The 18,392-nt window shown below is 51.7% G+C and carries 18 protein-coding genes and 1 rRNA gene; 1 reads left to right on the top strand and 18 read right to left on the bottom strand.

What is annotated here, in order from left to right; genetic code table 11:
• Positions 1-222 precede the first annotated feature (222 nt).
• The 10 genes from sigH to ABH899_RS28050 form a co-directional block, all read right to left on the bottom strand.
• Positions 223-867, bottom strand: coding sequence for an RNA polymerase sporulation sigma factor SigH (gene sigH, locus ABH899_RS28005; RefSeq protein ID WP_009674492.1), 645 nt, complete (start codon positions 865-867; stop codon positions 223-225).
• Between the two features lie 129 nt (positions 868-996).
• Positions 997-1,509 (bottom strand): NYN domain-containing protein, encoded by a 513-nt coding sequence (locus ABH899_RS28010; RefSeq protein ID WP_009674489.1) that lies wholly within the window; start codon positions 1,507-1,509, stop codon positions 997-999.
• Between the two features lie 6 nt (positions 1,510-1,515).
• Positions 1,516-2,253, bottom strand: a complete 738-nt coding sequence (rlmB, locus tag ABH899_RS28015; protein WP_009674512.1) for a 23S rRNA (guanosine(2251)-2'-O)-methyltransferase RlmB — start codon at positions 2,251-2,253, stop codon at positions 1,516-1,518.
• Between the two features lie 26 nt (positions 2,254-2,279).
• The gene (locus ABH899_RS28020; RefSeq protein WP_370002101.1) at positions 2,280-2,861 is read right to left on the bottom strand and encodes a Mini-ribonuclease 3; all 582 of its coding nucleotides are present in this window, start codon (positions 2,859-2,861) and stop codon (positions 2,280-2,282) included.
• Positions 2,858-4,255: a cysteine--tRNA ligase gene (gene cysS, locus ABH899_RS28025; protein WP_009674497.1), complete on the bottom strand. Its 1,398-nt coding sequence runs from the start codon at positions 4,253-4,255 to the stop codon at positions 2,858-2,860. The genes ABH899_RS28020 and cysS overlap by 4 nt, the downstream gene beginning before the upstream one ends.
• Positions 4,236-4,907 carry a serine O-acetyltransferase gene (cysE, locus tag ABH899_RS28030; protein ID WP_009674501.1) on the bottom strand — a complete coding sequence of 224 codons (672 nt, stop codon included), beginning with the start codon at positions 4,905-4,907 and terminating at the stop codon, positions 4,236-4,238. The genes cysS and cysE overlap by 20 nt, the downstream gene beginning before the upstream one ends.
• 373 nt (positions 4,908-5,280) lie before the next feature.
• Entirely contained in the window at positions 5,281-6,735 is a 1,455-nt protein-coding gene (gene gltX, locus ABH899_RS28035) for a glutamate--tRNA ligase (protein ID WP_370002104.1), read from the bottom strand.
• Between the two features lie 51 nt (positions 6,736-6,786).
• Positions 6,787-7,272, bottom strand: coding sequence for a 2-C-methyl-D-erythritol 2,4-cyclodiphosphate synthase (gene ispF, locus ABH899_RS28040; RefSeq protein ID WP_103998026.1), 486 nt, complete (start codon positions 7,270-7,272; stop codon positions 6,787-6,789).
• A gap of 4 nt (positions 7,273-7,276) precedes the next feature.
• A complete protein-coding gene (gene ispD, locus ABH899_RS28045; RefSeq protein ID WP_370002107.1) occupies positions 7,277-7,978 on the bottom strand; it encodes a 2-C-methyl-D-erythritol 4-phosphate cytidylyltransferase in 702 nt (233 codons plus the stop codon).
• Between the two features lie 99 nt (positions 7,979-8,077).
• On the bottom strand, positions 8,078-9,124 hold the full coding sequence (locus ABH899_RS28050; RefSeq protein WP_370002110.1) for a PIN/TRAM domain-containing protein: 1,047 nt from the start codon (positions 9,122-9,124) through the stop codon (positions 8,078-8,080).
• A gap of 162 nt (positions 9,125-9,286) precedes the next feature.
• On the opposite strand from ABH899_RS28050, the gene ABH899_RS28055 reads away from it, so the two are divergent.
• Complete coding sequence (locus tag ABH899_RS28055) at positions 9,287-9,682, top strand: hypothetical protein (protein WP_009674494.1); 396 nt, start codon at positions 9,287-9,289, stop codon at positions 9,680-9,682.
• A gap of 126 nt (positions 9,683-9,808) precedes the next feature.
• Here ABH899_RS28055 and pssA read toward each other — a convergent pair whose 3' ends face one another.
• From pssA to ABH899_RS28095, 8 genes are all read right to left on the bottom strand, one after another.
• Complete coding sequence (gene pssA / locus ABH899_RS28060) at positions 9,809-10,555, bottom strand: CDP-diacylglycerol--serine O-phosphatidyltransferase (RefSeq protein WP_218231799.1); 747 nt, start codon at positions 10,553-10,555, stop codon at positions 9,809-9,811.
• A gap of 86 nt (positions 10,556-10,641) precedes the next feature.
• Positions 10,642-11,721: a DNA integrity scanning diadenylate cyclase DisA gene (disA, locus tag ABH899_RS28065; protein WP_009674485.1), complete on the bottom strand. Its 1,080-nt coding sequence runs from the start codon at positions 11,719-11,721 to the stop codon at positions 10,642-10,644.
• 113 nt (positions 11,722-11,834) lie between these two features.
• A complete protein-coding gene (radA, locus tag ABH899_RS28070) occupies positions 11,835-13,202 on the bottom strand; it encodes a DNA repair protein RadA (RefSeq protein WP_370002113.1) in 1,368 nt (455 codons plus the stop codon).
• Between the two features lie 157 nt (positions 13,203-13,359).
• Complete coding sequence (gene clpC / locus ABH899_RS28075) at positions 13,360-15,807, bottom strand: ATP-dependent protease ATP-binding subunit ClpC (protein ID WP_009674508.1); 2,448 nt, start codon at positions 15,805-15,807, stop codon at positions 13,360-13,362.
• 46 nt (positions 15,808-15,853) lie between these two features.
• Complete coding sequence (gene mcsB, locus ABH899_RS28080; RefSeq protein WP_370002114.1) at positions 15,854-16,882, bottom strand: protein-arginine kinase McsB; 1,029 nt, start codon at positions 16,880-16,882, stop codon at positions 15,854-15,856.
• Positions 16,883-16,969: 87 nt separating this feature from the next.
• Positions 16,970-17,488: a protein-arginine kinase activator protein McsA gene (gene mcsA, locus ABH899_RS28085; protein ID WP_326053474.1), complete on the bottom strand. Its 519-nt coding sequence runs from the start codon at positions 17,486-17,488 to the stop codon at positions 16,970-16,972.
• 12 nt (positions 17,489-17,500) lie between these two features.
• Complete coding sequence (locus ABH899_RS28090; protein WP_009674502.1) at positions 17,501-17,962, bottom strand: CtsR family transcriptional regulator; 462 nt, start codon at positions 17,960-17,962, stop codon at positions 17,501-17,503.
• Positions 17,963-18,314: 352 nt separating this feature from the next.
• Positions 18,315-18,392, bottom strand: a 23S ribosomal RNA gene (locus tag ABH899_RS28095); the annotation flags it as partial.

An 18,392-nucleotide genomic window follows, 5' to 3' on the forward strand; every position in this document is an offset into this window, starting at 1 on the left:
TTGCGCACAAAAAAAAAGCGATAGGGCTACCTGCAATACTTTAACATAACCGGTATGGGGTGTCAAGGATAACATCCTGCCCCGCGCACAGCAAAAAACCCTTTCTCGACCCGGGTTCTCTTCTCATTATCGACCAGCCGACATTCCCTTAAACGTGCTTTATTTTCCAGTATCCGCCGGCGACAAAAATAAAAACACCCATTCACCGAAAGGGTGCCTCATCTATAAATCGCGTACTTCCAAGTAACGCTCCAACTTACGTTTGACCCGCTGCAGCGCGTTGTCAATCGACTTCACGTGACGGTCCAGATCCACCGCAATTTCCTGATAAGATCTTCCATCCAAATAGAGCATAAGCACACGGCGTTCCAGATCGCTCAGAATCTCACCCATCTTGTCCTCGAGTCCGCTGAATTCTTCCTGATTGATAATCAGTTCTTCAGGGTCCGTAACCTTCGAGCCGCAAATAACGTCCAGCAGCGTGCGGTCCGAATCCTCGTCGTAGATAGGCTTGTCCAGCGAAACGTAAGAGTTAAGCGGGATATGCTTCTGGCGGGTCGCCGTTTTAATAGCCGTAATGATCTGCCGCGTAATGCACAACTCTGCAAACGCTTTGAATGACGATAGCTTGTCTCCACGGAAATCACGAATCGATTTATATAAACCGATCATGCCTTCTTGCACGATATCTTCGCGGTCAGCGCCGATGAGAAAATACGAACGGGCTTTAGCGCGAACAAAATTGCGATACTTGTTGATCAGATACTCCAGCGCGTCGCTGTTGCCGCAATGGACAGCGTCGACGATGTCTTCGTCAGTCTTGAGATCGTAATCGGTCATTCTAAGCTCTTTGAGGTCGACACTCACCAACAATCCCTCCGGCCTGCAAAACTACCAAGTTTGCTAAAAAGGATAGGATAAGTATACATTATGTAATCTTACATCGTCAATGCAAACGGACATTCTTTTTCCAGACTTTTTCAAAAGTGTCTGATGTTACTTCCCCCGCCGCCATTTCTCGAAGATCTCCCGCATTTCCTCATTCAGCTTGCTGTCAAAGGTATTTCGGCCGCTCTCGGCCTCTTCCCGGATACGTTTGCGGACCTCCGTGCGGCTCTGTTTAATTTTGACGAAAAGTTCGGAAGCCGGGAGACGGAGCGCACCTTTGCCGAATATCACATGCTGCTCGGTCATATCGGAGGTCGCCACGTAAATCTGACGACGCCGGCCGGTCAGTTGAGTAACGAGACGCTCGATCAGTTCGTCGGCCGTTTCCTTCTCTTTCGTATACAGAACGCTGAGCCTGCTCTGCACGTACGTTTTGCCCAGTCCCGGGACCTGGTACGCGTCAAAAACCAGATAAACCTTTACACCGGAGAAAGACTGGTATTCCGCCAATATGGTGATGAGCCTGTCTCTCGCCTCTTCCAGACTGCGGTCACGCAGCTGCTTCAGCTCGGGCCAGGCCCCGATAATATTGTAGCCGTCCACAATCAGGAATTCTTTCATACGAGGTTATCCCGTAGTACGTTGTCTGACTACCTCGTACATCAATACTCCCGCGGCTACGGATGCATTGAGCGAATTCACCCGTCCATGCATCGGCAGCTTCACGAGAAAATCGCACGATTCCTTGATGAGGCGACCGACTCCGCGGCCTTCGTTGCCGATGACCAGAGCCAGCGGCATTTTAAAATTGCTGCGGTATACGTCGTCGGCCGCAGTCACGTCCGTGCCCGCTACCCAGACACCGCGTTCTTTCAGATCGGCGATGGTCTGGGAAATATTCGTCACGCGAGCTACGGGCACATACTCCACCGCTCCCGCCGATGTCTTCGAGACGGTTGCGGTTAAGCCGACGGAACGCCGCTTGGGGATGATGACGCCGTGCACGCCGGTGCAATCCGCTGTACGGAGAATGGATCCGAGATTATGCGGATCTTCGATCTCGTCGAGGATCAGAATGAACGGATCCTCTCCTTTGCGCTCGGCGCGCGCCAGGATGTCATCCACACTGGCGTAATCGTATGCCGCCACCTGGGCAACGACGCCTTGGTGCTGCAAATCCGGAGCAAGCTGATCGAGCTTGCGCTTGTCGGCTGTCTGCACGATGACGCCAAGCTTCTTGGCTTCCGCGGCAACGGGCTGGGCCAACTGCTTCTGGGCCGACTCGCTCAGCCATATTTTATGAATGGTGCGGCCGGAGCGCAGCGCTTCAAGCACCGAGTGTTTACCGCCGATGTATTCTTCCATGGTCGTGCCTCCTATAATGATTCTGTTTAAAGTTTGTGTGCATCGGACGGCGCTTCCGGATCTGCTCCGGCTGCATCCGGCCCTCCGGATACGTCGGATTGAACCCTTCCGGCGCCGGCGTCCGTACCGCCGGGTTGATTCGAAGCTGTGCCCGCTGCTGACTCCGAAGCCGTCAAAGCCGCAATTTTCTCCGGCGCCAGCGAGGCTTCCATGATATAGTTCAGGCGTTCGTACGCCTGCTTATAGTACAAATAGCCGATCAGGGATTCGAATGCGGTGCTGTGCCGGTATTCCAGCACATCCGCATTTTTGGCCGTCGAGCCGGATTTGGCGTTGCGCCCGCGTTTGACGATGCCCGTTTCTTCCTCCGTAAGGAGAGGCATCAGCGCCTGCAGCGCTTTCGATTGCGCTTTGGCCGATACGTAGCGCGTAGCCGCGCGGTGCAGATGATTCGGCCGCTGGCTGGGCATGGAGATGACGTACTGGCGGATAAACATTTCATATACGGCATCCCCGACGTAAGCAAGGACCAGCGGGTTGAGCAGTTCGGGCTTTTGGGAAGGCGGGTACCGGAACAGCTGCGGGTTCATCTTATCGGAAAGATTCATTTCCGGCGCCAACGGATACCCTGCGGTGTATCTTCGAGATAGATGCCCTTCTCGGTAAGCAGGTCGCGGATTTCATCGGCGCGCGCCCAGTTTTTCGCCCGTCTCGCTTCATTGCGTTCTTCAATCAGTCCCTCGATTTCCTCATCCAGCAGCTCTTCCTCTTCTCTTGCCAAGATGCCGAGTACGGAATCGAAATTGCGGAAGCGTCCCATAATCAGTCTGAGCGTAGCTGCCGATACCCGCTCCTGCTGCAGCACACGGTTGGCCTCCGTGACGAGATCGAAAACAGCGGTTATCGCATCGGGAGTATTGAAATCGTCGTCCATTTTCGAAATAAACTGGGCTTCGATTTCTTTCACGCGCGCCTCTACCTGATCGTCCAGCGCATCTTCTTGAGCGATGCCGAGACGGTGCTTCAGGTTGGTCACACAATTCTGGATACGGTCCAATCCGTTACCGGCTTGCGTTAACCCGTCTTCGCTGAAATTAAGCGGATTCCGGTAATGGGAGGACAGCATGAAAAAGCGGAGCGTCTCCGGCTTGATCTTTTTGGCGATCTCTCTAATCAGCACCCCGTTGCCGAGGGATTTGGACATTTTTTCGTTATCGATATTGAGGAATTCGTTGTGGAGCCAGTATTTCGCCATCGGCTTGCCCGTAATGGCTTCCGTCTGGGCAATTTCGCACTCATGGTGCGGGAACGTGAGGTCTACGCCGCCGCCGTGAATATCGATCGACTCTCCCAGGTACTTGTGTACGAGAGCGGAGCATTCGATGTGCCAGCCCGGACGCCCGTTGCCCCACGGACTGGACCAGAACACTTCGCCCGGTTTCGCCGCTTTCCAAAGGACGAAATCCTGCGGATTTTCCTTGCGCTCATCCACTTCGATGCGAATACCGTATTGAAGCTCATCCAGATTCTGATGAGACAGTTTTCCGTATTCTTTGAAACGGGAGGTCCGGTAGTACACGTCTCCGCCATTCTCGTAAGCGAAGCCCTGCTGCACCAGCGAATTAATGAAGGTGATAATGATCTCCATGTTGTCCGTTACCCGGGGATGAATCGTGGCCGGCTCGATGCGGAGGGTTTTCATATCTTCCATATAGGCGGCGATAAAACGGTCGGCCAGCTCCTGGACGGTCTCTCCCGTTTCTTCCGCTTTGCGGATCAGCTTATCGTCCACGTCCGTAAAGTTCACTACATAGGTCACTTCGTAACCGACATAGGTTAAATAGCGGCGGACGACATCGAAGAAAATCGCCGGGCGTCCGTTGCCGATATGAATATAGTTATATACGGTCGGGCCGCACACGTACATTTTCACCTTGCCCGGTTCAAGAGGTTTGAATTCTTCTTTTTCTCTTGTCATCGTATTAAACATTCTGAGTGTCATGCTCCCTAACGCCTCCATTCTTGATCTTCTCTTCTTCTAATTGTTCCCTTAATTCGTCGATTTGCACCTGTAAAGTGCGGCAAAGATCAAGTACCGGATCGGGCACGTTGCCGTGATCCAGCCGGTTGACCCGGATTCCGTCCCTTTTTACAATCTTTCCGGGAATGCCCACTACCGTAGAGTTTGCGGGAACTTCCTTAAGCACGACCGCATTGGCCCCGATCATCGCATTGTCTCCCACTTTGAAGGAGCCCAGTATCTTGGCCCCCGAGGAGATAACCACCTTGCTGCCGATCGTCGGATGCCGCTTGCCTTTCTCTTTACCCGTTCCGCCGAGGGTGACTCCCTGATAAAGAATAACGTCATTGCCGATTTCACACGTTTCGCCAATCACTACCCCCATCCCGTGATCAATAAACAACCTTTCGCCGATTGTCGCTCCCGGGTGGATTTCTATGCCAGTCATAAAACGGCTGAACTGCGAAATGATACGTGCCGCCGCAAACAGCTTGCGGGTATACAACCAGTGAGCAATCCGATGCGCCCAAATGGCATGGAGCCCGGAATAAGTAAACACAACCTCGAACCAGCTTCGGGCGGCAGGATCATTGTCGAAGACGGCTTTTATATCAGAACGTATGGTTTTCCACAAGGTTCATCACCTTCTTATTCGTTTCTGGGATGCTTAGCTCCTACCAACTGCTCCTGGCAAAAATTAAAAAGCCTCCGCAGCCTTAAGGCTGCAGAGGCGTATAATCGCGGTTCCACTCTGCTTGGTGACTGTGAAGTCTCCCAACTCTGCGTTGTTAACGGGTACGACCCGGCTGAACCTACAGATGGACAACCATCATTCGGCGCAGCAGCTCACAGGTGCATTTCCTCATAAAGGGATCGGATAACTTTCAGCCCAGCGGGGTTGCCGCTCGGTTATCCTCTCTGGAGATTCCGTCTTATGGGTACTCTCCTGTTCGGCGCTGTTCATAATCGTATAAAGTTGGTATCAGTATAGCTCAAAAGAGACAGCTTTACAATAAGGCGCGAAGCCGTTCCTGTACTTTTTCGCGGCCTAACAGATGGATGGTCATGTTCAGGTCTCTTCCGTGCATCTGTCCTGTCAAAGCTACGCGGATGGACATAAAGAGCTGTTTGCCCTTATAACCGGTTTCCGCCTGCACGGCTTTAAGCAGCTTCTGCACATTTTCCGGCGCCAGGCTGTCGGCCGCTTCCACCTGTTTCAAGAAGCTTTGCACCACGACCGGCACATGCTCTTCGGCAAGCAGCGCGGCCGCTTCATCGTCGAAAGCCAGCTTTTCCCGGAAAAACAGCTCGGCAAGATCTACGATCTCCGCAGCGTAACGAAGCTGTTCCTGATACAAGCCGACGAGTTCGGTCGCCCAGCGCTGCTGGTCCTCCGAGAGTTCCGCCGGTATAAGCCCCGCCTTTTGAAGGTGAGGAACAGCCAGTCCGGCGATTCTTTCAAGCGGCGCTTGTTTGATGTAATGATTGTTCATCCAGTTGAGCTTGTCCATATCGAAGACGGCCGGGCTTTTGGAAACACGGTCCAGATCGAATTGCTCTACAAGCTCTTCCAGCGTGAACATCTCCACTTCCCCTCCTGGAGACCAGCCCAGCAAAGCGATGAAATTCACGACCGCTTCCGGCAGGTAACCCAATTCGCTGTACTGCTGTACGAATTGAATGATGGATTCGTCGCGCTTGCTCATTTTTTTGCGGTCCGGGTTGAGGATCAGCGAAAGATGCACAAAATCCGGTACCGGCAGGCCGAGCGCCTCATACAGCATGATCTGGCGCGGTGTATTCGTCAGATGCTCCTCGCCCCGAATGACGAGGGAGATTTTCATCAGGTGGTCGTCCAGTACAACGGCAAAGTTGTAGGTCGGAATTCCGTCGGGACGGACGATGATAAAGTCGCCGATTCCGTTCGTTTCGAATTCGACCTCTTCGCGCACTTTATCTTTAAATGCGATAATCTTATCCTTCGGTACGTGGAACCGGATAGAAGGCTTACGTCCTTCCGCTTCGAACTCCGCCTTCTGTTCGGCGGTCAGGTGGCGGCATCTTCCCGAATACTGCGGAGTTTCTCCGCGCGCTTCCTGCTCTTCCCGTTCGCGCTCGAGCTCCTGCTCGGTGCAGTAGCAGTGATACGCGTTCCGCTCGTTCAGCAGTTGATCGATAAACGGCTGGTACAGGCCCAGACGTTCCATCTGACGGTAAGGAGCGTACGGACCCCCGATGTCGACGGATTCGTCCCACTTCAGCCCCAGCCAGCTTAAGCCGTCGAGCTGATTCTGTACGCCGGACTCGACATGGCGGGTCTGGTCTGTATCTTCGAAGCGGACCACGAATTGGCCGCCGTTTTTACGAGCAAGCAAATAATCGAATAAAGCGGTACGGGCTCCACCGATATGAAGATGTCCGGTCGGACTCGGTGCGTAACGTACGCGGAGTGGGGTACTCATGGTATTAGCCTCTCTTCCGTTTTCCCTTACGGGATCCTTTGAAATAATAATTTATGATAGCACACCTTTTATCAAACAAACAACCGACTGCGCCGCGATTCCTTCGCCTCTTCCGGTAAAGCCGAGCTGCTCCGTAGTGGTCGCTTTCACGTTCACCTGCTCCAGCTCCGCATCCAGCGCCCGGGCAATAATTTCCGCCATTTGCGGAATATACGGAGCCATCTTAGGCTTCTGCGCGATAATCGTGGAATCGACGTTGCCGAGCCGGTAACCACGTTCTCTGGCCAGGGACCAGACTCGCTTCAACAGTACCAGGCTGTCCGCATCCTTGAATTCGGCAGCCGTATCCGGGAAATGCTTGCCGATATCGCCCAAACCCAGCGCCCCCAGTATGGCGTCGGTAATGGCATGAAGCAGTACATCCGCATCCGAATGCCCCAACAATCCCTTTTCATACGGAATCGTAACGCCTCCGATAATACATGGGCGGCCCTCCGCCAACTGATGCACATCAAATCCTTGTCCCACTCGAATCATCCGTCTATTCTCCTCTCCTGTTGCCTAACAACCATTCCGCCCATGGCAGATCTTCGGGGGTGGTGATTTTGATATTGGCATAACCCCCTTCTACGACATGCACCGTATGCCCAGCCCGTTCGACAAGCATGGCATCGTCTGTGCCAAGGAATCCGTCGCGGACTGCCTCCTCATGCGCTTCTTTTAAAAGAGAAAACCGAAAAGCCTGCGGCGTTTGGATCGCCCACAAGCTTTTGCGGTCGGGTGTGGACATGATCTGGCCATCCTCACTCACGACCTTGATCGTGTCTTTAACGGGAACGGCCAGCACGGCCGCACCCGTATCTATGGCTTTGTCCAGACAGGCGCCTACCTGCTCCTCGGTAACGAGCGGGCGGACGCCGTCATGGACAAGCACCCACTGCGTGTCCGCGCCGAGCGCCTCCAGTCCGGACCGGACGGAGTCCTGCCGTTCTGCCCCGCCGGCTATAACCCGGCTGACTTTATGCAGCCCGTAGCGAGCGGCATACGATTCGCAGCGCGGGACGTCCTCTTCCCCGGTCACCAGCACGACGGAGTCGATGCGGGCAATCTTCTCGAAGAGTTCCAGCGTATGTACCAAAATCGGCTTGCCCGCCAGCTCCAGATATTGTTTACTTTCCGCCGTCCGCATTCGTGAACCTCTGCCTGCCGCAACGACGATGACGCCGACTTTATTCACCTGCATACCTCCGGTTACCACCGGGTTTTTCTGCTGCAGCTTTCTTCTTCTGCTTTAACGCGCCAAGCTGCAGCCCCAGCGAAATACTCTCCCTATGATAACCCTTTATTGCGCTTTTTCCAAGAGCTTCGGCTTCGCGAAGATCATTCTTCCCGCTGACGTTTGAAGGACACTTGTAACCATTACCTCAAGCAGGGAACCGATAAAGTCCCGTCCGCCTTCCACGACGATCATGGTTCCGTCATCCAGATACGCTACCCCTTGTCCATGCTCTTTACCGTCCTTGATGACCTGAACCAGAATCTCTTCGCCGGGGAGGACAACCGGTTTTACGGCATTCGCCAGATCATTGATGTTCAGAACGGACACGCCCTGGAGCTCACAAACCTTGTTCAAGTTATAATCGTTGGTGATCACTTTACCTTGAAGCACTTTGGCGAGCCGGATAAGCTTGCTGTCCACCTCGGAAATTTCCTCGAAGTCGCCTTCATAGATAAGAACTTTCACGTCAAGTTCCTTCTGAATCTTATTTAAAATATCCAATCCGCGCCTGCCGCGATTACGTTTGAGCAAATCGGAAGAATCCGCGATATGCTGAAGCTCCTCTAGGACAAATTCCGGAATAACCAGCGTCCCTTCAATAAATCCGGTTTTGCAAATGTCCGCAATCCGTCCGTCTATGATCACGCTCGTATCGAGAATCTTATGCTCCTCCGGCATTTTTCCTTTGCCGCTTCCGCCGTCTTTTCGGCTGCTCAGAAGTTCGAAAATTTCCTCGCTCTTACCATAGCCGATCCGGCCGCCCATGACGGCCAGAAGAACGGTAGCCATGCCCGCCAATACCACATGAACCCGTTCAAGCGCCGGGAATACCAGCACGGCTGCAAGCAGCCCCATGATCGTACCGAATGCGGCCGGAAGAAGATCGGAAGCGGGCATTTGCGATAAGCTGTTTTCTCCGCGCTGCACCAGTCTTAAAATAAGGCCCATGCCTATCCATGACACGATAAACATCCCGACAAATCCCGCTCCAGCTGCCGTGTAATCCGCAACCGCTCCACCGTTGATTCCCGATAATTGAATAATGGCATCACTCCACCCGTAACCGAGCGCACCACCTAAGACGGCAATAATCCATTGAATCCATTTCATCTTACGGATTCACCTCCATCATCCAAAGTAAGAGGATCCTCTCCCCTGTTACAAGTATGTTCCAAATGTTGGATGTATAAACACATAGGAGGTGTCAGATTGCCTCGCTAACCTAATTTCTATATAATGAGATGGAGACGAAACTAAAATGAGGTGCATGAGATGAATGCCCTGTCCCTGAAAGATTTCCAGGAACAAGTTGGCGAGCTGCTGCTTCGCCACCGCAGCCTGCTTGATGTATTGTCCAAATTCCAACAATCCAATGCCGGTGTGAACCGCTCTGTCATCAAATCGATTACCGAATGCGGCTGCGTTGAAGTCAATGCCAAGAAACAGGAGTATTCTCCCGAAATGACATTGGATCAGGCTAAAATCGAGCTGCAAACCCACTTGGAAGGCCAATTGTGCGAACACTGCATGGAGGCGATTTCCACTGAAATCGGCAAGCACCTTTTTTATCTTTCCGCTCTGAGCAATCTTCTTGATGTGAACTTGGAAAAAGTGCTCGAAGACGAATCGAAAAAATGCTCGACACTCGGATTTTTCAATATGTCTTAGTATAGAAGAAAAAAAAGCATGTATTCTCCTCCGCAGCCCGGATGAAAATAGATGCTTTTTTTGTTCACTGCGATACTGATTAGCGGCAAAAAAAAGGAACAGGAAGCTTAGGCTCCCTGCTCTTTTTTATAGATGAGTTTTTGAATTCGCCAGATCTTCGGACGTTTCCATGCCTTTACGCTTTCTGCGGCGAAGAACGAAGAGGCGATCAACGTTTTTTTTTAAGCCATAGAGCGCATAGATCACAAGCGGTATGAAAATCATTTTGGAAATGAACGATGGTTTGCTGATTCCGATAATAACGGCGATGATCACAATGATCGGTGTAATCCAGATAGCGGCCTTGGGAATGCCCGTTTTCTTAAAGTTCGGATATTTGACGTTACTCACCATCAGATAGGAAAGCAGCACTGTGCTGACCAGTAGAACATAGACATTAAGCTCGGTGTGGAACAATGCCAGCGTTGCAAGTATGCCGCCTGCCGCCGGAATAGGTAAGCCGATAAAGTAACCCGGTGTACCTGCCACCACATTAAACCGTGCCAATCGAAGAGCGCCGCAAATCGGGAATATTGCCGTTACGACCCAAGCTGCCGCGGCAGGGCGGATATCGCCGAATGCGACAACGTACATAATGAATGCCGGTGCTACACCGAACGAAATGACATCCGACAACGAATCCAGTTCTTTACCAAACTCACTCTGTGCGTTGAGCGCACGAGCAACTCGTCCATCCAGACCGTCGAGCAGCATAGCCACAATGACAAGTACGGCCGCCGTATCCGGTCTTTCGTTAAACACGAGAATAATGGCCAGAACGCCTAAAAACAGATTCCCAACAGTAAACAAGCTAGGAAGCGATTTGGTTATCATATTAGTTTAGTCCACCTCTAAATATACTGTACCCCATTAAAACAACGTGATCCAACCCATATTTATACTTTATGATTGTATGCAATTTAAATATGCCTGTCAATTAATACTTGCTCCTGAATTCTGCGCAGTCCTTCTTTGATCGCTCTCGCCCGGACCTCTCCGATTCCGTCTACCTCATCCAGCTCTTCGATTGTCGCCACCGTGATGTGAGGCAAGCGACCGAATTTTTCCACCAAATTACTGATAATGATGGAAGGAAGCCGCGGAATTTTATTGAGTACCCGGAACCCTCTCGGAGAAACAAGTTCTTCCGATACGGCGTTGGTGTGCGGATAGCCGAGCAACCGGATAATGTGATGCGGATCGAGCAATTCTTCGGAAGAGAGACGCTTGAGCCCCAGCAAAATATCTTTGATCTTCTCTTCGCTGAGCTCCCGGACATAATCCTTCAGAAGCAGACGCACTTCCAGCTCCGTATTACCGACCAGTTCTTCTAGCTGCATGGAAATCAGGCGTCCTTCGGTTCCAAGCTCCGTGATGTATCTGTTGAGCTCGTTCTTAATACGCAGCACCATTTCTACCCGCTGAATAGCATTGGTGACATCATGCAGAGTCACAAGCTCTTCGAACTCGGAAGCGCCCAGATTGATCAAGGACTGATCCAGTTCCGTCTTGTATCGTTCCATCGTCTGAATCGCCTGATTCGCCTTGGTCAGAATGACCCCGATATCTTTGAGGGAATATCGCAGGTTTCCTTGATACAAGGTAATAATATTCCGCCGCTGGGAAATAGACACAACCAGTTTATTCGTCTGCTTGGCAACTCGCTCGGCGGTACGATGCCGGATTCCCGTCTCGGTCGATGGAATCGAAGAGTTCGGAATGAGTTGGGTATTCGCATATAAAATTTTCTTGGCATCTTCATTTAGAATAATGGCTCCGTCCATTTTGGCCAATTCATACAAATAGTTTGGCGTAAAATCGCAGTCGATGGAAAATCCGCCGTCCACGATTTCCATGACTTCCGGAGTACATCCGACGACAATCAGGGCTCCCGTCTTGGCACGAAGCACGTTCTCGAGCCCATCGCGGAAAGGCGTACCCGGAGCGACCAGCTGGAGCAGTTGGCTCATGACGTCTCGTTTAGTTTCTTCTTTGCTCATGTTAATCCTCCTGAAGCATTTCCGTTCTGTTAGCCGAGCGTGTTCCGCTATGCCTTGTTTTCAATAGATCCGTCTTGCAGGGCCGAACTAGTCAGGCCCCACAGACTTTTAGACTAGTCCAATGCCGCTTTTAAAGCTTCGGACACCGTACTTACGCCGACCACTTCGATGCCCTTTGGAGGCGTCCAGCCCTTGAGGCTTTTCTCAGGCATGATGACGCGCCGGAAACCGAGCTTCTGCGCTTCCTTGACCCGCTGGTCGATACGCGATACGCCGCGGACCTCTCCCGTGAGCCCGATCTCGCCGAACACGGCGTCGTAAGCCTGCGTCGGCTGCTCTTTGAAGCTGGAGGCGATGCTTATCGCCACGGCCAAATCGACGGCCGGCTCATCGAGTTTGACTCCGCCGGCTACGTTCAAGTAAGCGTCCTGACTCTGAAGGAACAGGCCGACCCGTTTCTCCAAGACCGCCATAATGAGCGATAGCCGGTTATGGTCGATTCCCGTAGCCATCCTTCGCGGAGACGGGAAATTGGTTGACGAGACAAGCGCCTGTATCTCAACCAGGACCGGTCTCGTTCCTTCCATACTGGCGACGACTGTAGACCCGGCTACGCCAAGCGGGCGCTCGGACAGGAAAAGCTCCGACGGATTGCTCACTTCGGCCAGCCCGGTTTCCCGCATTTCGAAGATGCCGATTTCGTTCGTTGAACCGAACCGGTTTTTAACCGCACGCAAAACGCGGTAGGTGTGATGCCGTTCCCCTTCAAAATAAAGCACACAGTCCACCATGTGTTCAAGCAGGCGCGGTCCTGCAATGGCGCCTTCCTTGGTTACATGGCCGACAAGAACCGTCGCTATATTCTTAAGCTTAGCTATGCGCATGAAATGGCTTGTGCATTCACGTACTTGGGAAACGGTTCCCGGGGCGGAGGATACGCTTGGATGGTAGACGGTCTGAATGGAGTCGATGACCAGAAAATCCGGCTGGACTTCCTGAATCGCCTCTTCAACCACTTCCATATTCGTTTCGCAGAGCACGTATAGATTCGGCGAAACGGCATCCAGCCGATCCGCGCGAAGCTTCGTCTGACGAATCGATTCCTCGCCTGAGATGTACAGAACCTTCCGCCCCTCTTTGGTCAGCGAGTGCGAGGTTTGCAGGAGCAGCGTTGATTTCCCTATACCGGGATCTCCCCCGACCAGTATGAGCGAACCGGGGACGAACCCGCCGCCCAAAACGCGGTTGAGCTCGCCATTATCCGTAAGCACACGCTGCTCTACGCTGCTTTCTATGTTTATGATCGGAGTCGGTTTTTCTTTCGTCCGCAGAAAAGAAGAATTCATTCCCTGCGTCTTGACAACCGTCTCTACTTCTTCGGCAAAACTGTTCCACGCTCCGCAGCCGGGACATTTGCCGAGCCACTTCGGGGTTTCATACCCGCACTGCTGGCAGATGAATTTCGTTTTTATTTTACTCATGGCGCGAAGTTCCCCTTCTGTTTCTACGCGTAAAACGGGCAAACCGTTCCAGCGTCATTCAAAGTTTACCATTTTTGCGAATGCTATGAAAGTACTTGGCAAAAGAAAAAGCATTTTGCGGTACAGCTGCGCACCGCAAAATGCTTGATTTTATACCTTACTTGGTCTGCGTCATCGCTTCTTCGTTCCGAAGTACAACAAGTTCACCGTCTTTTTCGTCTATAGTAAGGGAGTCGCCCTTGGAAATGCTTCCTTTAAGAAGTTCTTCGGAAAGACGGTCCTCAATGTGTTTCTGGATCGCCCTGCGAAGCGGCCTTGCTCCATAGCTTGGATCAAAGCCTTCCTTAGCCAGGAAGTTCTTCGCGTTATCGGTGAGGATAAAGTCGACTTCCTGTTCTTTCAGGCGTTTGCGGAGCTCATCGGCCATGAGGCTGACGATTTCAGCAATATGCTTCTCGTCGAGAGAGTGGAAGACGATAATTTCGTCGATCCGGTTCAAGAACTCCGGACGGAAACTTTTCTTCAGCTCGTTCATTACTTTGTCCTTCATGTTGTTATAATCTTTGCCGGAATCTTGGACAGCCGTAAAGCCAAGCGTCGAATTTTTCTTAATCGTATCGGCGCCCACATTGGACGTCATGATGATCAAGGTGTTGCGGAAGTCAACGGTACGGCCTTTGGAATCGGTAAGGCGTCCATCTTCCAGCACTTGCAGAAGGATATTGAACACTTCCGGATGTGCTTTCTCGATTTCATCAAGCAGGACAACGGAGTAAGGCTTGCGGCGTACTTTTTCAGTCAGTTGGCCGCCTTCTTCGTAGCCTACATATCCCGGAGGCGCTCCTACGAGACGGGACGTGGAGTGTTTCTCCATATATTCGGACATATCAATGCGGATAACGGCATTTTCGTCTCCGAACAGAGATTCCGCCAAAGCACGGGCAAGCTCGGTTTTACCTACACCGGTCGGCCCCAAGAAGATAAAGGAGCCCATCGGACGCTTCGGATCTTTCAGACCCGCTCTTGCACGGCGGATTGCACGGCTGACCGCTTTAACCGCTTCTTCCTGGCCGATCACACGGTTGTGAAGGATGTCTTCCATTTTAAGAAGACGCTCGGTCTCCTCTTCAGCCAGTTTGCGTACCGGAATTCCGGTCCAGCTTGCAACCACCTGGGCAATGTCGTCCGGAGTCACCTCCGTGTCCATGCGTCCCTGCTTCTCTTTCCAATCGTTCTTCGTGCTGTCGAGTTCTTCGCGCAGTTTTTGCTCGGTATCACGCAAAGATGCAGCTTTCTCGAACTCTTGGCTTTGAACAGCCGCGTCTTTCTCCTTGCGGATGTTTTCGAGCTTTTGCTCCAGCTCTTTCAAGCTAGGCGGTACCGTGTAAGAGTGAAGCCTTACTTTCGAGCTTGCTTCATCGATCAAGTCGATCGCTTTATCAGGCAGGAAACGATCGGGGATATAGCGATCCGACAGCTTGACTGCTTCCTCGATAGCTTCATCGGTGATTTTCACCCGGTGATGCGCCTCATAACGGTCACGCAGTCCGTGAAGGATTTGGATCGCTTCTTCCGGAGTCGGCTGATCCACCGTAATCGGCTGGAAGCGGCGCTCCAGAGCGGCATCCTTCTCGATGTATTTGCGGTACTCATCCAGAGTGGTGGCCCCGATGCACTGCAGTTCGCCGCGAGCCAAAGCCGGCTTCAGGATGTTGGAGGCATCAATCGCACCCTCTGCACCGCCGGCGCCGATCAAGGTATGCAGCTCATCGATGAAGAGAATGATGTTCCCCGCCTGGCGGATCTCATCCATGATCTTCTTCAGACGATCTTCAAATTCACCGCGGTATTTGGTGCCTGCCACGACAGAACCCATATCGAGCGTCATGACACGCTTATCTTTTAACGTTTCCGGAATTTCATTGTTGATGATCTTCTGAGCGAGACCTTCGGCGATAGCCGTTTTACCTACACCCGGCTCCCCGATCAGAACCGGGTTGTTTTTGGTGCGGCGGCTGAGAACCTGAATAACACGCTCGATTTCTTTGGAACGTCCGATTACCGGGTCCAGGTTGCCTTCTTTGGCGATAGCCGTCAGATCTCTCGCGAGACTGTCCAGCGTAGGCGTGTTGACGTTGTTGCCGCTGCCGTGATTGCTCGAAACGACCTCGCTGCTTCCGAGAAGCTGCAGGACTTGCTGGCGGGCTTTGTTCAAGGAAATGCCCAGGTTGTTCAGCACGCGTGCCGCAACCCCTTCTCCCTCGCGAATCAGACCGAGCAGGATATGCTCCGTACCTACGTACGTATGGCCAAGCTTTCTGGCTTCGTCCATCGAAAGTTCAATGACCTTTTTGGCACGCGGTGTGTAAGCGATATTGGAGGGCTGCTCTTGTCCGCGGCCGATTAATGATTCGACCTCATCTTGAATTTTTTCAAGCCCGAGTCCGAGAGCCACCAGCGCTTTGGCCGCAATGCCTTCGCCTTCGCGAATAAGGCCCAGCAAGATATGCTCTGTACCTATATTGTTGTGACCCAAGCGTACTGCTTCTTCCTGTGCAAGGGAAAGAACTTTCTGTGCACGTTCCGTAAATCTTCCAAACATCATACTTAGCACCTCCATTGTAATTTCGAACGAAAGTCGTATAGTACCATTAAACGTTATGACACGGCTTGAATCTTTCCCTGATGATTTGGGCACGCCGGATATCCCGGTCGTCTGGAGATAAAAGCTCCCCTGCTATTTGCTGCAAGAATCCCGGCTGTGTCATCACAAGAAGCTCATTCATGGTGTGTGCGGGAACTTCCCCCACTAAATTAAGATCTATGCCAAGGCGGACATCGGATAGCCGCTGCGCCGCTTCCTTGGAATCGATAATCGAAGCGTGAGTCAAAATTCCGTATGACCGCATAACGCGGTCTGTTATACGTATTCTGGATTCCTGCATGAGTTGCCTTCTTGCGGCGCGCTCGTGTTCGATAATCTGTTTGGCTACGCTATATAGATTATCAATGATTTCATCTTCGGACTGGCCGAGCGTAATCTGATTGGAAATCTGAAATAAATTTCCCAACGCTTCGCTTCCTTCGCCATATAGGCCCCGGACTGTCAGACCGACCTGTGAAACCGCCGATAGAATTCGATTGATTTGCTGGGTCAAAACAAGAGCGGGCAGATGCATCATGACCGAAGCCCGTATACCGGTTCCCACATTCGTAGGACAGCTGGTCAAGTAGCCGCGTCTTTCGTCAAAGCCGTAGTCTAGCTGAGATTCGAAAATATCGTCAATCTGGTTCGCCAGATCCCAGGCCTCTTTAATTTGAAATCCGGGACACAGACATTGAATCCGAAGATGATCCTCTTCATTCACCATAATGCTGATAGATTCGTTATCATTAAGGATAACGGCTCCGTTCCGCGATTCGGTTGCCAGATTCGGGCTGATCAAATGCTTCTCCACCAGGATCCTCCGCTCCAGTTCATTCAGTTCCGAGAGCGGTACAAGCGTGAAGTCGCTGATCGTTTTTAAATCTTCATTGTCCAGTACAGCTGAAACTTTCTCAAGCACTTCCGCGGACTGCTGGTTCGCGGCCAACATAGGAAACGGATAATCTTGCAGATTCCGGGCTATACGGATGCGGCTGCTGATCACAATATCCGAATCGGGACCGTCCCCTTTCATCCATTCGCTTAATGCTTCCTTGACAAAATGTCTCAAAGAGGAACCCTCCTTTTCTCCAAGTTCAAAGGTTTGAGGCGGGCGTCGAAGTTAACTGCTGCCGGCTGACTTCTTATCGAGGTCGCGAATACGGTCTCGCAGTTGAGCCGCTTGCTCGAATTCTTCCTGTTCGATGTACGTCTGAAGTTCTTTCTTGAGACGCTCCACCTCACGCTTCTGCTCGATCTCCTGTCCGGAACGTTTCGGCACTTTGCCGACATGCTGCGTATTGCCGTGAACCCGCTTAAACAGGGGATCCAGCTTATCCTGAAAGCTTTCATAGCAGTGGCTGCAGCCGAAACGTCCCAGCTTGCTGAACTGTGAATACGTAAGTCCGCAGTGTTCGCATCTTATCGGACGCGCTTTGCTTGAGACCGTCCCGGAGGAAGGATCGAAGTCCAGCAGGCCCGAAAGCAAATTATGAATGGAGAAACCTCCCGGCGTTCCGGGAATCAGCTCCCCCTTCTCTTTGGCGCATGTTTCACAGAAGTGAAACTCTGTTTTCTCACCGTTAACAATTTTCGTAAAATGAAGCGTTGCGGGCCGTTTGCCGCATTCTTGACAAAGCACGTCAACCCCTCCTTATTTGCTCAGTAAGGATATCAGCATCGCCTTTAAAATCCGGGCACGGACTTCATCCCGCAAAGGAAGCTTAAACTGAAGCACATCCCGCGATATTGCCGCTTTAATGATGGCAGCTTCCCTCCGGCTGATCAACCGGCCTTCTTCCAGACGGTAAATCAACCCTTCGGCCGACGCTTGATCTATACTTTCACGAATGGTAGTCATGATGGTGTCCAGCAGCGAACCGTAGGCGTTGAGTTCGATCTTCTGAATCCGGATATAACCCCCGCCTCCGCGCTTGCTTTCCACCACGTAGCCTTTTTCAAGGGTAAATCGTGTGCTGATGACATAATTAATCTGAGACGGCACACACTGAAATTGATCAGCGAGCTCGTTCCGCTGGATCTCAATGGACCCTTCGGGGCTTTGCTGCAGTATATGCTTTAGATATTGCTCAATAATCTCGGAAACATTACGCATCAATTCAGCCTCCCGTTGTTGAGAAGTAAATTGACTTTGACTTTCTTTGACCTTGACTCAATTATAATCATTTCCATATTACTTTGCAAGTACCTGATAAACAGTTAAGTGGAACTTCCTCTCTTTAGTTTTAACGCTATCCTGAAAAATATGCAAATACAGCAAAAAACCTCTATGAAATAAATTCATAGAGGTTTTCGTTACTCCCTGAAAACTAGCAGCGAAACGTGCAGTCGATCCATCCAAAGATCTTGTGGCGCATATGTAGCATATGCTTTCGATGCGGTCTTTTCCTGTCGGAAAAAACCTAAGCATATGCTTTCGATGTAACCTGTACGACCGTACAGGTTTGTAGGTCAAGCCCTCGACCGATTAGTATTGGTCAGCTCCACACATTGCTGTGCTTCCACCTCCAACCTATCTACCTCGT

Source organism: Paenibacillus sp. RC84 (assembly GCF_041260495.1).
Classification (GTDB): domain Bacteria; phylum Bacillota; class Bacilli; order Paenibacillales; family NBRC-103111; genus Paenibacillus_F.

What these genes read in the sequence shown, in the direction of transcription:
- ABH899_RS28010 (WP_009674489.1), bottom strand. Translation starts at nt 1,509, where the DNA reads ATGAAAGAATTCCTGATTGTGGACGGCTACAATATTATCGGGGCCTGG.
- rlmB (WP_009674512.1), bottom strand. Translation starts at nt 2,253, where the DNA reads ATGGAAGAATACATCGGCGGTAAACACTCGGTGCTTGAAGCGCTGCGC.
- ABH899_RS28020 (WP_370002101.1), bottom strand. Translation starts at nt 2,861, where the DNA reads ATGAATCTTTCCGATAAGATGAACCCGCAGCTGTTCCGGTACCCGCCT.
- cysS (WP_009674497.1), bottom strand. Translation starts at nt 4,255, where the DNA reads ATGACACTCAGAATGTTTAATACGATGACAAGAGAAAAAGAAGAATTC.
- gltX (WP_370002104.1), bottom strand. Translation starts at nt 6,735, where the DNA reads ATGAGTACCCCACTCCGCGTACGTTACGCACCGAGTCCGACCGGACAT.
- ispF (WP_103998026.1), bottom strand. Translation starts at nt 7,272, where the DNA reads ATGATTCGAGTGGGACAAGGATTTGATGTGCATCAGTTGGCGGAGGGC.
- ispD (WP_370002107.1), bottom strand. Translation starts at nt 7,978, where the DNA reads ATGCAGGTGAATAAAGTCGGCGTCATCGTCGTTGCGGCAGGCAGAGGT.
- ABH899_RS28050 (WP_370002110.1), bottom strand. Translation starts at nt 9,124, where the DNA reads ATGAAATGGATTCAATGGATTATTGCCGTCTTAGGTGGTGCGCTCGGT.
- ABH899_RS28055 (WP_009674494.1), top strand. Translation starts at nt 9,287, where the DNA reads ATGAATGCCCTGTCCCTGAAAGATTTCCAGGAACAAGTTGGCGAGCTG.
- pssA (WP_218231799.1), bottom strand. Translation starts at nt 10,555, where the DNA reads ATGATAACCAAATCGCTTCCTAGCTTGTTTACTGTTGGGAATCTGTTT.
- disA (WP_009674485.1), bottom strand. Translation starts at nt 11,721, where the DNA reads ATGAGCAAAGAAGAAACTAAACGAGACGTCATGAGCCAACTGCTCCAG.
- radA (WP_370002113.1), bottom strand. Translation starts at nt 13,202, where the DNA reads ATGAGTAAAATAAAAACGAAATTCATCTGCCAGCAGTGCGGGTATGAA.
- clpC (WP_009674508.1), bottom strand. Translation starts at nt 15,807, where the DNA reads ATGATGTTTGGAAGATTTACGGAACGTGCACAGAAAGTTCTTTCCCTT.
- mcsB (WP_370002114.1), bottom strand. Translation starts at nt 16,882, where the DNA reads ATGAAAGGGGACGGTCCCGATTCGGATATTGTGATCAGCAGCCGCATC.
- ABH899_RS28090 (WP_009674502.1), bottom strand. Translation starts at nt 17,962, where the DNA reads ATGCGTAATGTTTCCGAGATTATTGAGCAATATCTAAAGCATATACTG.